Source organism: Thalassospira permensis NBRC 106175 (assembly GCF_000714555.1).
GTDB lineage: Bacteria > Pseudomonadota > Alphaproteobacteria > Rhodospirillales > Thalassospiraceae > Thalassospira > Thalassospira xiamenensis.
In genome coordinates this window covers 67,048-81,803 of record NZ_AUNC01000072.1, presented here as the reverse complement: position 1 = coordinate 81,803, position 14,756 = coordinate 67,048, and the positions used below count along the sequence as shown (strand labels likewise).

At 58.5% G+C, this 14,756-nt stretch carries 14 protein-coding genes; all 14 read right to left on the bottom strand.

The annotated features are described in order from the left end of the window. Positions 1-31 precede the first annotated feature (31 nt). The 14 genes from SMB34_RS20270 to SMB34_RS20205 are packed head-to-tail and all read right to left on the bottom strand — an operon-like array spanning position 32 to position 14,755. Positions 32-1,279 carry a beta-ketoacyl-ACP synthase gene (locus SMB34_RS20270; protein ID WP_037992733.1) on the bottom strand — a complete coding sequence of 416 codons (1,248 nt, stop codon included), beginning with the start codon at positions 1,277-1,279 and terminating at the stop codon, positions 32-34. Further along, positions 1,276-2,001, bottom strand: coding sequence for a 3-oxoacyl-ACP reductase FabG (gene fabG, locus SMB34_RS20265; protein WP_037992730.1), 726 nt, complete (start codon positions 1,999-2,001; stop codon positions 1,276-1,278). The genes SMB34_RS20270 and fabG overlap by 4 nt, the downstream gene beginning before the upstream one ends. After that, a complete protein-coding gene (locus SMB34_RS20260; protein ID WP_051682451.1) occupies positions 1,998-2,513 on the bottom strand; it encodes a hotdog family protein in 516 nt (171 codons plus the stop codon). Before SMB34_RS20260 ends, fabG begins: the two co-directional genes overlap by 4 nt. After that, the gene (locus tag SMB34_RS20255) at positions 2,510-3,739 is read right to left on the bottom strand and encodes a beta-ketoacyl-[acyl-carrier-protein] synthase family protein (RefSeq protein WP_037992728.1); all 1,230 of its coding nucleotides are present in this window, start codon (positions 3,737-3,739) and stop codon (positions 2,510-2,512) included. The genes SMB34_RS20260 and SMB34_RS20255 overlap by 4 nt, the downstream gene beginning before the upstream one ends. Further along, positions 3,736-4,326 (bottom strand): DUF3261 domain-containing protein, encoded by a 591-nt coding sequence (locus SMB34_RS20250; RefSeq protein WP_167332791.1) that lies wholly within the window; start codon positions 4,324-4,326, stop codon positions 3,736-3,738. The genes SMB34_RS20255 and SMB34_RS20250 overlap by 4 nt, the downstream gene beginning before the upstream one ends. Positions 4,327-4,382: 56 nt before the next feature. Further along, positions 4,383-5,621 carry an NAD(P)/FAD-dependent oxidoreductase gene (locus SMB34_RS20245; RefSeq protein WP_084716711.1) on the bottom strand — a complete coding sequence of 413 codons (1,239 nt, stop codon included), beginning with the start codon at positions 5,619-5,621 and terminating at the stop codon, positions 4,383-4,385. Beyond that, the gene (locus SMB34_RS20240) at positions 5,621-7,948 is read right to left on the bottom strand and encodes an MMPL family transporter (protein WP_037992724.1); all 2,328 of its coding nucleotides are present in this window, start codon (positions 7,946-7,948) and stop codon (positions 5,621-5,623) included. Before SMB34_RS20240 ends, SMB34_RS20245 begins: the two co-directional genes overlap by 1 nt. Further along, on the bottom strand, positions 7,948-8,583 hold the full coding sequence (locus tag SMB34_RS20235; RefSeq protein WP_156962721.1) for a LolA family protein: 636 nt from the start codon (positions 8,581-8,583) through the stop codon (positions 7,948-7,950). Before SMB34_RS20235 ends, SMB34_RS20240 begins: the two co-directional genes overlap by 1 nt. Continuing rightward, positions 8,580-8,987 (bottom strand): acyl-CoA thioesterase, encoded by a 408-nt coding sequence (locus SMB34_RS20230; protein ID WP_037992720.1) that lies wholly within the window; start codon positions 8,985-8,987, stop codon positions 8,580-8,582. Before SMB34_RS20230 ends, SMB34_RS20235 begins: the two co-directional genes overlap by 4 nt. After that, positions 8,984-10,546, bottom strand: a complete 1,563-nt coding sequence (locus tag SMB34_RS20225; RefSeq protein WP_037992718.1) for an HAL/PAL/TAL family ammonia-lyase — start codon at positions 10,544-10,546, stop codon at positions 8,984-8,986. The genes SMB34_RS20230 and SMB34_RS20225 overlap by 4 nt, the downstream gene beginning before the upstream one ends. Further along, a complete protein-coding gene (locus SMB34_RS20220; RefSeq protein ID WP_051682450.1) occupies positions 10,539-12,260 on the bottom strand; it encodes a glycosyltransferase family 2 protein in 1,722 nt (573 codons plus the stop codon). Before SMB34_RS20220 ends, SMB34_RS20225 begins: the two co-directional genes overlap by 8 nt. Next, a complete protein-coding gene (locus SMB34_RS20215; RefSeq protein ID WP_051682449.1) occupies positions 12,257-13,939 on the bottom strand; it encodes an ApeI family dehydratase in 1,683 nt (560 codons plus the stop codon). Before SMB34_RS20215 ends, SMB34_RS20220 begins: the two co-directional genes overlap by 4 nt. Beyond that, positions 13,939-14,526, bottom strand: coding sequence for a COG4648 family protein (locus tag SMB34_RS20210; RefSeq protein ID WP_037992715.1), 588 nt, complete (start codon positions 14,524-14,526; stop codon positions 13,939-13,941). Before SMB34_RS20210 ends, SMB34_RS20215 begins: the two co-directional genes overlap by 1 nt. After that, positions 14,507-14,755 carry an acyl carrier protein gene (locus SMB34_RS20205; RefSeq protein ID WP_037992713.1) on the bottom strand — a complete coding sequence of 83 codons (249 nt, stop codon included), beginning with the start codon at positions 14,753-14,755 and terminating at the stop codon, positions 14,507-14,509. The genes SMB34_RS20210 and SMB34_RS20205 overlap by 20 nt, the downstream gene beginning before the upstream one ends. Position 14,756 lies beyond the last annotated feature (1 nt).

Here is a 14,756-nt window from a genome sequence, read left to right as displayed (position 1 = left end):
GATGCCGGGGTTTTTTGTTGGGCCGGTAAAATCAGATTTGCCGGAAGATCAGGGATGTGTTGATGCCGCCAAAGGCGAAATTGTTGCTCATCATATGTTCCGCCGAGAGGCTTCTGGCGTCGCCAAAGATGTAATCAAGTTCGGCGCATTCCGGGTCGACCTGTTCAAGATTGGCGGTGGCGACAAATTTGCCTTCGCGCATCATTTCAAGGCCAAGCCACGCTTCGATGGCACCACATGCACCAAGGCTGTGGCCGAAATGGCCCTTGAGCGTGTGCATCGGGATGGCGCGGTCAAACACCGCACGGGTTGCCTTGCTTTCGGCGAGGTCGCCGTGATCGGTCGCGGTGCCGTGGCCGTTGACGATATCGATATCGGAGGGGGATAGGCCAGCCGTTTCAAGCGATTTGCGGAGCGCCACTTCCATTTTGTCGGCGGCGGGTTGGGTGATGTGTGCGCCGTCCGAATTGCTGGCGAAGCCGACGATTTCGCCATAGATGGTCGCCCCGCGGGCCTTGGCGTGTTCGTATTCTTCCAGAATAAGCGTTCCGGCCCCTTCGCCGATCACCAGACCATCGCGCCTTGCATCATAGGGGCGCGGGGACAGTTCCGGGGCGTCGTTACTGGTGCTGGTGGCAAACAGGGTATCGAACACGGCGACCATGGTGGGGCAGAGTTCCTCCGCCCCGCCCGCGATCATCAGGTCCTGCATGCCGAATTTGATCGCCTCGTAGGCGTAACCGATCCCCATGCTGCCCGATGTGCAGGCGGTCGAGGTCGGGATGATGCGCCCGGAAATGCCGTATAGCACGCCGATATTGACGGCTGCCGTGTGGCTCATCATCTGGATGTAGCTGGTGGCGGTGATGGCGTTGCTGTCGCCATGTTCCATCAGGCGGGTGAAGCCGAGAACGGGCGGGGTGCTGCCAAATGACGAGCCATAGGCAATGCCAAGACGCCCGCCCTGAAGGATGGCGGTATCATCACGAAGGCCGGCCATTTCCAATGCCTTGTCGGTGGCATCGACCGACATCTGCGCGACACGGCCCATGCTGCGGAGCTGTTTGCGGCTGAATTTACCCTTGAGCGTGAAGTCCTGCACCGGGGCGGCAAGGCGGGTGCGCAGATCATATTTGCCATCCCAATCGTGCATGCGCCGGATGCCGGTTTCACCCGCTGCCATGCGCGATGAAATGGCTTCCCAATTATCACCAAGGGCGGTGATGCCCGCCATGCCGGTGATGACCACGCGGCGGGTGGAGGATGTGCCTTTGCTCATAACATGCCCCCATTCACACTGATGACCTGACGCGTGATGTAGGACGCATCGGGGCTGCACAGAAACGCGATGGTTGCGGCAACCTCGTCGGTGGTGCCGTAACGGCGCATCGGGATCATCGCCTTGACCTCGTCCTCTGGCAGGTCGCCGGTCATCTGGGTTTCGATCACGCCGGGGGCAACGGCATTGACGGTGATTTTGCGTTTGGCGAGTTCAAGGGCAAGCGATTTGACAGCCCCGATGATCCCGGCCTTTGAGGCGGCGTAATTGACCTGCCCGCGATTGCCGGCGATCCCGGCGATGGAGGTAAGCGCGACAATCCGCCCGCCCTTGCGCCGTTGAATGATCGGCATGATCAGCGGTTTGATCACATTGTAAAAGCCATCGAGATTGGTGTGCAGAACCCGGTCCCAATCGTCGTCTTCAAGGGCCGGGAAAGGCCCATCGCGGGTCAGCCCGGCATTGAGGATCACGCCATAGGGCGCGCCATGATCGGCAATGTCGGCCTCAAGTGCGGCGCGCGTCGCGTCGCGGTCGGCGATATCGAACTGGATCAGACGTGCGGTACGGCCAAGGGCAATGATGTCATCGCGGACGGTTTCGGCACCGGCCAGATCGGAATGATAATGGACGACGATATCAAAACCGTCCCTTGCAAGACGGCGCGCGGTGGCGGCACCGATCCCCTTGCTTGCACCTGTTACCAGAATGGTTTCTGTCATGGCTTTGTCGTTTCTTGGTTGCTGGTTGGGGTTTCGGATGCTGATACAGATGCGGCGTCATTGGGCTGATAGACATTGATGCGGGCCGTCACAAGGGTTTCGTCACCTTTGCGGACTTCGCCGTCAAACACACCCATTTCGCCGTCTTCGAAAATGTTCTGCACATGGATGACAAGTACATCGCCATCGGCAAAGCCGTCGCACGCCATGGTCATTTTGCGCGTGCCGAGCAGATAGCCGATTTTGGGTGCAGTGCCGGGGGCGGCAGACTGGGCGCGCCAGCCGCTATAGGCGGCGACCGACTGGGCGATATACTCAATCCCGACATAGGCGGGGACGCCGTGCATGGGGGTGAAGAACAGGCTGTTTTTGGTGATGCGGACTTCGGCCGTCAGGCTTTCGGCGTCGGCAGCGAGAATGCGGTCGATCAGAAGCATGGGGGCCGCGTGCGGCACCAGCGTTTCGACGGGCGGGAAGGCTGGTGGGAAGGCGGGTTTAACAGACGCATTCATGCGCGGTTCCCCCGGTTCCAGCCACGGCCCAGAATGACCGAGACGTTGCTGCCGCCAAAGGCGAACGAGTTGCTCATCATCGCCAGCCGATCCGAAGGGGGCAATTTCGTGCCCGGTTCGGTCACCAGATTGATGTCGGGAATTTCGGGATCAGATGCACCGTCCCAGATATGGCGCGGCAGGGGGGCGCCATCGGCGGCATCGCAAAGCGAGAGCCAGAGCATCGCGGCTTCGATGGCACCCGCAGCGCCCAGCGTATGGCCGGTCATGGGTTTGGTGGAGCTTGCCTGGACATTGGCCCCCAAGACATCACAAACGGCACGGGCTTCCATGCCGTCATTAAGCGGGGTCGCGGTGCCGTGCAGATTGATATAGGCGATGTCGGATGGTTTGAGTTTGGCATTGGAAAGCGCGTTTTGCATTGCCATGGCGGCCCCCCGGCCATCGGGATGCGGGGCGTTGGGGTGATGGGCGTCGGAGCTTTCACCGACGCCGAGCAATTCGATGGCATCCGTGTCGGGATGGGCATTACGGCGCAGGATGAAGATCGCAGCCCCCTCGCCGATATTGATACCGTCGCGGTTAAGGCTCATGGGATTACAAAGGCCGTTTGAAACCGATTGCAGGGCATCAAAGCCGCGCACGGTCAGACGGCAGAGGCTATCGACGCCGCCGACCAGAACCGCATCACACAGCCCGGTATTGATCAGGCGCGCCCCGGCGGCAAAACCCTTGGCACTGGACGAGCAGGCGGTTGAAATCGCATAAGATGGTCCGCCAAGATCAAAGGCATCGCGCAGGAAATCGGCAGGCGATCCGATTTCCTGATGGCTATACAGGAATGTTTCGGGGAAGGCCCCGCCATCAAGGGCGGCTTCGTAATCGGTTGTGCCTTCTTCGATGCCCGATGTGCTGGTGCCGATGATGACGCCAATGTGGGCGCGACCAATATCGGCAATCAGATCGGTGATGTCGGTTTCGATCTGTCGGGTTGCGGCCCAAAGCAGACGGTTGTTGCGGGTATCGTGGCGGGCTAGGTTTTCGGGCAGAGGGGCCGGATCGGTGACGACAGTGCCAAGGATCGTGGCGCGGTCGGGCAGGAAGCCATCGCGTGCGATCATGTCCGCCGGGCGGTCGCCAAACAGGGTTGCACGGGTTTCATCGATCCCGGTGCCAAGGGCCGATACGATGCCAAGGGCGGAAAGATACAGCGAGCCCAGCGTCATGACGACGATCCAGTGTGTTTTGACTGGATCGTGATGACATAGCCGAAACGTTCGTTGCGGATTTTGGCGAAACCCTGCCAGATATCGCGAACCGGGCGTTCGATCCGGGCATAGAAGCGGCCGTTGCTATCGATGCGAAGCATCCGTTCGCCCATGGTTTCGCGGATCGACAGATCGCGGGGCAGGGCATCGCGCACGACATCGAGCGGCCAATAGACCATGACGATATCGGCCAGCATACGGCGTGCATCAAGTGTTGCGGGCAGCCAGTCGGCGGTTTGGACCGACAGGGCATCGGTCGACCAGTCGATATCAATCGCGCGACGGCCCAGATCATCGATCATGACGATGCGGGCGTGATCGCGTTCAAGCGATATGCGGGCCTGAAAGGTGCCGGTTTCGGTTTCGTTGCTGCTGGTGTTTTTCCAGTTTGCGGTGACCTGCTGGGTGACGTCGAGGGTTTCGTCGCTGTCCCACGGTTGTTCGGGCAGGGTGAATTCATAGCCCTCGTCAAGCATCACGGTTTGCGCCGGTGTTGATGTGAAGACATCGGGCATGGAAAAGTCGGGCATTGTCAGATCGGGCATGTTCATTGTTTCACAGGCGCTCAGGCCCGTGGCAAGCATGCCAGCGACAAGGGTTTTTACGACGACGGAGCGCATAGATCGTGCAACATCTCAAGATAACGTTCGGTTTTGGCGACCAGCGGGTTTTCCATGTTCCATGCATAACCTGCAAGGATCGAAACGACCATACGTTTCAGTTGTGAATCGTCATCGGGCTGATTGAAAATAATCGTCTGTAACCGTCCATCATACCATGCATCGACGTAAGCCCGGAACGTATCGACCCCCTTTGACAGCGGGTCGGCGAAATCCATGTTCCAGTCGACAGCATTGCCATTATGACGCGCGATCAAGGCCTTGGCGGCCAGTTCGGCAGAATGCAGGGCGATGGTGACACCCGATGAAAAGACCGGATCAAGGAAGCCCGCCGAATTGCCGAGCAGCACATAACCATCGCCAAAAAGTTTTTCCGATTGTGCGCTATATCCGGCGATGGAATTGAGGTCGCGGATCGGTTCTGCATTAGCCAGCAGGCTTCCGAGACGGGTATCGTTGATCAACTGATTGAAAATGTCCTGATCCGACATGCCGACAAAGGCCGGATCATTATCGGCATAAATCGCGCCGACGGACGCGGTGCCATCGGAAAACGGGATCAGCCAGTACCAGATTTCATGACGGGTCGGATGCACCGTGATCAGGATTTTTTCGCGGTCATAGCCGGGATCGGTGATGTGATCGCGCATATGGGTGAAGAGGGCACGGCGTTCAATCGACTTGCCGGGCCGGGCAAGGCCGAGCATGCGAGGAAGGACGCGGCCATAGCCGCTGGCGTCGACAACAAAACCGGCACGAAGTTCGCCCGGATTGCCATTGGCATCGGTGAAGCCAAGGCGGCAATCGCCATCGGCAAGCTTTGCTGATGTGACGCGATGGCCAAAGCGGATATCGACCCCGGCGCGCGCGGTCTCACCTGCCAGAATCTGATCAAAGCGGGCGCGCTTAACCTGAAACGTGGTGCCCCAGCAATCGGATGGTTCGAAATTCTGGCGAAAATCAATCGACATATATTGGGGGCCGCATTCGAAGAGGGCACCGTTTTTGAACTGGAACCCGGCATCGGTCACGGCATCCAAAAGCCCGGCGCGTTCGAGCACATTCATGCAATTGGGCAGCAGGCTTTCGCCGATCACGAAGCGCGGGAAGGTTTCGGCTTCGAGCACGGTAACGGCCATGCCGGCATCATGGAGGAATTTGGCAATGACCGATCCGGCGGGTCCGGCACCGATAACGGCGATATCGAAATCGGGTTTCACTATTCTTGTCCCCGCTGATTTTGGGTTTGCGCGTTATGATTGGTTTCTGTCGGTGCGGTCATCCAGAAGGCCAGGAACCACGCCCCGATCAGGCCGATGGCAATCATCGATCCGATATCGCGCACCAGCGGTACGGATGATGTGGCAAGCAGGCCAAAGGCAAGCACGCTGCTGATCAGCGACAGCAATACCGCAAGGCGGGTGTCGTCATCATGGGTTCCGTTGCGGCTTTCGGCCAGAAACAGCACGTAATCAGCCCCGATGGCAAAGACCAGAAACAGTGCCATGGTGGTAAAGAAGCTTTGGGCGATGCCAAAGGCATAACCGCCCAGCACGGCAAACAGGATCGCCCCGGCGGGGGCGGCAAAAACGCAGATGCCGGTTTGAAGCCCGTAACGCAAAACCGCAAGGATGGCGGCAACACAAAGCGCGCCCCCCAAGGCAATCCATGCCCACAGGCGGTAGGCGGCAAACTGGTTGCTGATCGCGGTGGGCGGGTTGATCAGGGTGACGTTCTGGATATCGCCAAGGGCGGTGCGGATGGCGTCAATATCGGTTGCGTTGCGAAGCCGGATGATGTCCGATCCGCCGGAATGCAGGCGGGTGATTTCGGGCAATGTGTTTGCCGCGTTGTCATCGGGGATTAGGTAATCGGCATCCTTATCCGGCGCGGGGATGTTGACCGGCAACTGATCGGAAAGGGCCGGGCCAAAGCGATCATAAAGGCCGGTTATGACCAGATCGCGGTTTTCGGTTTGCCGGGTGATGGACGGGATCAGATCGGACAGGCCGATCATGCCGCCAAGGCGGTTATCGGCGATCAGCGGTGTCAGGGCATCGCTTACTGCTTCGCCGGTTTCAAGGCGGGCTTGGGGATCATCCCCGTCAATGCGGATGAAGACGGGGCTGCCGCCAAGGCCGAGGATATCTGCAATGTTTCCGGCATCCGCTATCAGGGCGTCATTGCCGTGACCGAACTGGCGGATATCGTTATTGCCGGGGATCAGGAAGGCTGCAAGGGCAAGGGTGATGATGATCGCGGCACTTGCGATCAGCCGCACGCGGATCGGGGCGAAGGTTTTGCCAATGGCGACTTGCAAGCCGTCATGGAGTTTGCGGATCGGCGAGGATGGCTGGACATCGCGGGCTGGGATCAGGGGCAGCAGGAACAGCACCGAACAATAGGCCGCGATCAGACCGGCGATGGAATAAACCGCGATCTGGGAGAGCAATTGGGTGGGGCTGAGCGATAGTGCGCCAAAGCCGATGATGGATGTCAGAAGGCCAAGGCTTAGCCCCGGTCTGATTTTACGGAGCCGTTCCGTGGGCGATCCGGCATTGGCGCGCAGAACAAGGTAATGCAGGGCATAATCAACCGAAATGCCGATCATGGTTGCGCCAAACACCAGCGCAATCGCATGGATCGCCGGGAAGATCGCCACCACGGCGGCGAGCCCCGCCAAAAGGCCGCTGCCGACGACCAGAAGGGCACCGAAAAGCGGGATGGGTGAATAGAACACCAGCCCGATCATCAGAAGGATGCCGATAGTCGCGATGATGGCGATGCGTTGCACATCGGATTGGGCGCGGGTGGCTTCTGCCACGGCAAAGAAGATTTGGCCGGTTTTGGCGGTGGTCAGGCCGGATGTGGCATCGGTGACGTATTGCAGGGCAGCGTTGGCATCCATAACCCAGCGTTGATCGTTGCCGGAGCTTCGCAGATCGGGTGACAGGCTTGCCATCACCGGCAGGTAAAATTGCCCGTCGCGGGTGATGATCTCGTTACCGGTGCCAAGCTTTGCGCCAAGGTCGGACAGGAAGGCTGGCAGCAGGGCAAACGGGTCCTGTTTAAGCGACTGGCTGCTGAGCGTTGTTGCCGGGGAATAGAGGTTCTGGATGGCGCGGCGATAGAGCGCTTCGGCGTTGCCATCTGCCAGCTTTTCGCGATCAGAGGGTGACAGCAGGCTGTTGGCGTGCGGGCCATAAAGCGCCATCAGATCGGCGAAGCGATTGTCGTTGTGACCGGGAAGGGTGATGGTTTGCGTGCCATCAAGGGCCGCGATCCGGCCTGCGAAATCAGTGGCGGCGGTTTCAAGTGTGTCGCGGTCAGAATGCGAGAGCATGAAGATCGCCTGCCGACCATCATTTGCCAGCAGATGACGGACCGTGGCGATGTCACTTTGCGGGCCGTTTGGGGCGGCATTTTCCTGCCCGATCAGGGACAGGATATCGGCATCGATCCCGGTATGACCGCCGCGCAATTGCCACGCGGTAAAAGCTGCCATCGCGATCAGGCACAGGGCCCAGAGGATTGCGCGCAACGCCATTACTGATCCGCGCCGGTCAGAAGGGCGGCAAATTCGGGTGGTAGCGGCAGGGTTTGCAATGCCTGATCCGAAAGGGTGATGGCATCATGGTCGCCGGTCGGTTTTTCCAGTCGGACATTTTCAACAAAATCGGTGCCGGTGGCGGTGATTTTGCTGATCTGGTTTTGGATGGTGCTGCCGTCCTTTGGCGTCAGGATGACCTGCCATGTGCCGTTTTCGATTGTGTCCCTGGTGATGTCAAAACGCTGTTCCAGCGGTTGCCAGTTTCCGGCAAGCACAGCCGAAATCAGTTCGACAAACTGGCGGAACTGATCGCCGCGGGCGAGTTCGTCGCGGTTGCCCTGATCATCGATCCGGGTGATGCCGTGATCATCAAGGATTGTGGTGCCGGGAAACGGGGCGAGGGTGCGCCAGACCAGCCCCTTGGTCGGGGACAGGACGAAATCGCCGTTCGAGGTGAGCGGTTTTTCAAAGCCGTCAAGATGGCGGTCCATGGTGAAGGAGCCGCCAAGATATTGTTCGGTGCCGATGGTGGCCGGGGCCGGAATATCATCCGCCCGTGCGGTGCCGGTCATGGCCGTGCCAAGCAGGGCGGTTATCATGAGCGGTGCGAGGAGGCGGCGGATCGGGATCAAACAATGGCCTCCATCTTTGCGATGAAGAAATCGGGGCTGCGATAGAGCATTTCGCCGCTGGATTTTTCGACCGCGACCTGAATGGTGAAGCCCTTGGTCAGTTTTTCACCGGTTTTGGTGTCGCTGATGAGGTAGTCGATTTTAAGCCGGTTTTCATATTCGCGGAGCGTCGCGGTGATCGTGATGTTCTGCCCGAAGGTGCAGGGGCGGACATATTTGACCCGCATATCCACCACCGGCCAGACATAGCCCGACGCATCCATTTGCGGATAATTGTAGTCGATCTGATCCAGCAGCGCGCAGCGGGCATTTTCAAAGAACTGCACGTAATTGCCGTGCCAGACGACATTCATCGGATCGAGGTGATAGAACTGGATGGTTTCACTGACCGATGCGCTGATCATGATGCCAGATCCCCGCCATAAAGCGCCCAGTGGCGCGATTGAATGCGGTCGATCAGAAGGCGAAGGGTTGATTCGAGCGGCTGGTCTTCGGCGATGAAGGGGATGTCGTTGCCAAGCTCATCAAGGAAGGCGGTGATATCACTGCCAAGTTGTTCGGGTTTGATGTCACCCTTTTTAAGGCGCAGCGTGATCGCCTGTTTGACGGCGATAAGGTTGGCAGCCGCGACCTGTTCGGTCAGTTGCAGGATGCGCAGGCAATCACGCGCGGCAATCGTTCCCATGCTGACCTTGTCCTGATTGTGGCATTCGGTCGAACGCGAAAAGACGCTGGCGGGCATGGTGTTTTTAAGTGCCTCGGCCGTCCATGCGGAAACGCCGATCTGCACGGCCTTTAGCCCATGATTGATCGAGGCGCGATCCGCATCCGATCCCGACAGGTTCGATGGCAGGCCATGATTGAACTTGGTATCGACCAGAAGCGCCATTTGCCGGTCCATCAGATCGGCGAGATTGGCGATCAGGGTTTTCATGCCATCGGCGACAAAGGCAACATGCCCGCCATAAAAATGACCGCCATGCAGGATGGTTTCGCCTTCGACATCGATCAGCGGGTTGTCATTGGCGCTATTGAGTTCGGTTTCAAGCGTTGCGCGGAAGGTCGGCATCATGTCGGCCAGAACGCCGATGACATGCGGCGCACAGCGCAGCGAATAACGATCCTGCAACCGGGCCGGGGCATAATTGGTGCCGAGATCGGCAAGGTCATCCTCGATAAAGGCGGCGATGCGGGCCTGCCCCGGATGGGGTTTGGCGGCAAACAGGCGTTTGTCAAAATGGGCGGGATTGCCCAGCAACCCGATAGAGGCAAGTGCTGTGATGCGCGCGGTCAGGCGGCAGAGGTAATCCGCACGCACGAATGCCTGACACATCATCGCGGTCATGACCGATGTGCCATTCATGATCGCCAGGGCTTCCTTGGGGCGGAGCGTTAACGGCGTTAACCCGGAGGTGGCAAGGGCATCCAATGCGGTCATTTTCTGGCCGCGATACAGCACGTCGCGTTCGCCGATCAGGGCGGCGGCCACGTAGGAAAGCGGGGTCAGATCGCCGCTGGCGCCGACCGATCCTTCTTCGGGGATCAGGGGTGTGATGTCGTGTTCGAGAAGACCTGCAAGCTGGCGCAGAAGATCAAGGCTGACACCGGAATAGCCGGTGCAAAGGGATGCAAGCCGGACCGCAAGGACAGCGCGCGCCTGATCGGGCTTGAGAATATCGCCAAGGCCGCAACCGTGAAACCGGCTGAGATGAAGCGGGAGTTCGGCGACCAGTTCGGGCGGGACGCGGCGCGAAACGGAATCACCATAGCCGGTGGTGACCCCGTAAATATGGCCGTGATCGCGCAATTCCCGATCAAGGAAATCGGCCCCGGCCTTAATGCGGGTGGTGAATTCCGGGTCGGATGACAGGACGGGCAGGGCACGCTGTTCGGCAAGGGCAACGATATCTTCGATGCGCAGGTTTTCATCGCCAAACTGCACAGTGGTGCGGCTGTTATTCATTCTCGTCCTTTTTCTTCGCCCAGAAGTCATAGAAATTGAACCATTGCAGCGGTTTTGTAACAACAAGCTTTTCAAGCCAGTTGGCATATTGCCCGGCATATTCGGTGATTTTACCGATCCGGTTGGCGCGCGGCAGGGTGATTTGATCGGCCAGTTTTTCCCAGACGATTTCAAAGCGTTTCCCATTGCGCCATGCCGCAACCATATAGACCGGGCATTGCAGCAGATGGGCCAGAACGAACGGCCCCTGCGGGAAGGGGGCGGGATCACCCAGAAACGGGACGCGCACCGATTTATCGCGTGCGCCAATGGCAACGCGGTCGGCGGCAATGACGACCCATTCACCGCGTTCGACCTTTTCACGCAGCAGCATAGCGGTATCGGGGCCGATATCGGTGACTTCGATCAGATCGACTTGGCTTTGCGGGGCGAATTTTTGCAAGACGCGGCCAAAGCGGGCGGCGTTTTTTTGATGCAGCAGCACATTGACGCGAAAATCGCGGTCGCGGCTGGCAATCGCACGCACCAGTTCGATATTGCCGAAGTGGGACACGAACAGGATGACGGCCTGATCGCGCGGGATATAGGAAAACAGGCTGTCGGCGTGGTTGGGCAGATCAAGATCATCAATCTTCATTTCGCCCGACCATGCGGCGATTTTATCCAGTGCACTTTCGCCGAAATTCATGAAATGGCGAAAACTGTCACGCAGGCCCGGTTTGGGTTGACCAGTGATGGCGGCAACGCGCGACAGGAAATCCTGCGATGCGCGGCGCGCGACCCGTCCGGTGGCAAAGAAATAAGTGATGACCGGAAACATCACCACCAGACACAGCCGACGCCCGCCATAACGATAAACCGCGCCGAGGAACCGGATGCCCCAGTAAATGCCGCGTTCGTCAATTTCCGACCAGTGTTTGGCGGGGGCTCCGATGGTTTCGGGATGTTTTTCGGGATCAATACCAGTGCGGTGTTTCTGCCCGAAATGGCCACCACGCGCAATAAATCCCGGCAGGCGGGCCAGCATGCCAAAGAACAGCCGGGTGTGCATCCAGCTTATCAGGACATTGTCCTTCCACATGCGGAAGTTAGACGTGTTGTTTTCGGGGTAGGTGACTTCGGTCGGGACGTGATGGACCGGAACACCGCGCCAGTACAGGCGTACCATCAGTTCGGTGTCGAAATCCATTTTATGGCCGCAGCCTTCTTCGCGCCAGACCGCGAGGCTTTCGGAGACGGGATAGACGCGAAAGCCGCACATGCTGTCGCGGATGTGGGTCGACAATGTTTCGATCCAGACCCAGACATGGGAAATCCAGCGCCCGATCCGGCGTTTTTGCGGGATGCTGTCATCATAGACCGGAAGGCCGGTGACAAGCGCCGTTGGGTCTTCTTGTGCGATGCGGATCATTTCCTTGATCCGGTCAAGGTTATGCTGCCCATCGGCATCGACCTGAATGGCGTGGGTGAAACCGGCGCGTTCGGCCATGGCAAGGCCGGTCATTACCGCCACACCCTTGCCGCCATTTTCGTCCAGATGCAGGCAAGTGATGTCGTTTTCGGGATCGTGCAGGGCGGCGACAACATCGTGTGTTTGCGTGTTTGACCCGTCATCAATAATGATCACCGGAAGGTCATATTCGCGCAGACGCGCCACCACATCGCCAAGTACATCATGATGGTTATGGGTCGGGATGACGGCACAGATTTTCATGAGGGGGCCTCGCGCCATTTCAGAATACCGGAGCTGTGATCGCCTTCGGCGTCGGAATGATAGCGGAATTTGATTTTTCTGTTTTCCCGGTCGCAATCAAGTTCAAGCATCAGTTTTGACCCCGGTGCAATCGGTTTGCGATATTTCAGTTGTGTCACCTCGCCGATGGTGACCGGTACGTCAAAAAGCGTTGCGGCCTGATCCACCGCCCAATGCAATTGGACCACGCCGGGCAGGATCGGCATGCCGGGGAAATGGCCCCGGAAATAAAGCAGGTCCGTTGGCAGGCGCAGCGCCAGATTGACGCGGTCATCATCGCGATTTTGTATAACGATTTCAGGTGTCACAGGTTCCATATCGGCAAAAAGCGCACGCAGCAAATGAAGCGGGCGTTTGCCCTGACTGTCGGATGGTAACCGATCGACAAAGCGCCAACGTTGCGGCAAAGCAGCGTCGTCTTCGAATTTGGCGATTTCACGCCGCAATTGCCGGCCCATGCGAAACCGCCCGATATCGGCCAGCATATCGCGGCCCGCAGGCGACAGCACGGCCACCACGCCAAGGCGGCGGTCATTTTCATCAGGGATCAGCGCAATGGCGTCTTCGATCATATCGCTTTGGCGCAGATGGCGTTCAACAGCACCCAGCGAAATGCGTTTGCCTTCGACCTTGACCACCCGGTCGGCCCGGCCATGCAGGGTAAAGGTGCCGGTTGTGTTATCGATCTTTGCGATGTCTTCGGTCTGATACCAGTCATCGCCCGCGATATGGGCGGCGCGCACGCGAAGGCATCGGGCGTCATTCAGACCAATGTCGACACCGGGCAAGGGATGCCACGGACAGTTGTCGCCGGTCTGCTGGCGATGGGCGATACCGCCGGTTTCGGTGCTTCCGTAAATTTCTGTCGGGCAGGTGCCGAGCATCGCAGTGGTTTCGGTTGCGGCGGCAAGGTCAAGCGGCCCGCCTGAGGAGAAGATCAGGGATGGACGCGGTACATCTGCCAGATCGGGATGCAGGTTTTTAAGATGGGCCGGGCTTGTGATCAGGACATCGCCCGCCCCGATATCGCCCTGCATCATTTCCCAATAGGGGGCGGGATCGGCGGTAAAGACACGGTCTGTCATCACCGGCCAGACGATGCGGAAAATCAGGCCATAGATATGCTGATGGGATACCAGTCCGACAATGCGTGCGCCGGTCGGGATGTGCGGCTGCCACAGCGGTTCCTGTATGGTTATTTCGGCTTCGATCAGGGCGAGGGTCTTGGCGATGGGTTTGGCATCCCCGGTCGAGCCGGAGGTAAAGAACACAGCCCGACAATCGGATGCGGCGGGCAGTGTGGTTGACAGCGTCGCGTCGTTGCCTTTGGCGAGCTTTGCAAGGATTGCAGTATCGTCGAGATAGAGATCGAACTGATCGACAATGCCATCAAGATAGGCTGGCCGATCCGTCGCGGGGAAAATCACGGTGGCGCCCGCGCGCCATGCGGCGGTGATCGCGATCAGGAACAGACGGGCCGACTGGCATTGGATGGCGATGCGCGAAGATGCGGATAGGGTGGGGCAAAGACGGTCGATATCGGAACGCAGATCGCCAACGCAAAAAAGCCGGTCGCCTTCGATGCAAAGGGCGGTATCGGCGTTTTGCGGATCATGCAGTTTTTCGATAAAGCCGGTCATCAGGACTCTTTGATCTTGCGGTCATGGCGGGCGCGCAGAATGCGGCGGACCGGCCATTCGCCGATAAACAGAATGCCAATCAGCAGATAGGACAGAAACCCATTATAAAGCGTCCATATTTCCATGCTCGCATAAAGTGCCGTCCATGTGGCAATCATCGCGTTGACCGCGAAAAATCCGATCCAGACTTTGGTCAGTTTGCGCGTGTAGGCAATCGAATAGTCGTCAAGATCGGGCATTTTCAGCCGGGCGAGGCGTTCGACCATCGGTCGGTCGGTAAAGAGCGTGACGGTAAAAACCGCCCCCATCGTCAGGCTGACAATTACCGGATAAAAGCGGATGGCGAGAAGTTCGCTTGCCAGACCACCCGCGGCAACGATACCCGCGACCAGAACCGCAAGACCGGCAGGCCCATAACGTTTTTGCACCGCAAATGTCACGGCACGCAAAAGCACCACGATCAAAAGGCCGATCAGGATGAATTGCGGCGAAAATGCCGACAGTCCGAAATAGACCAGAACCGGATAGGTAACACCCAGTACGCCAAGCAGAAGGGCCGCGATCCGTTTAGGAACTGACCAGGTCATGGATCTTCTCGACGACGTCATCGACGGTGCGCACAGACCGGAATTCCATGGCCGGGATTTTCTTGCCGGTGATTTCCTGGAATTTGACGATCAGGTCGACGGCATCGATGCTGTCGAGGTCAAGGTCTTCGAACAGGCGGGCATCAGGGGTGATATCCTCGGACGGGACTTCGAAAAGTTCGACAAGGTAATCGTGAAGCTGCTGATAGACGTCCTGGCGACTGTGCATG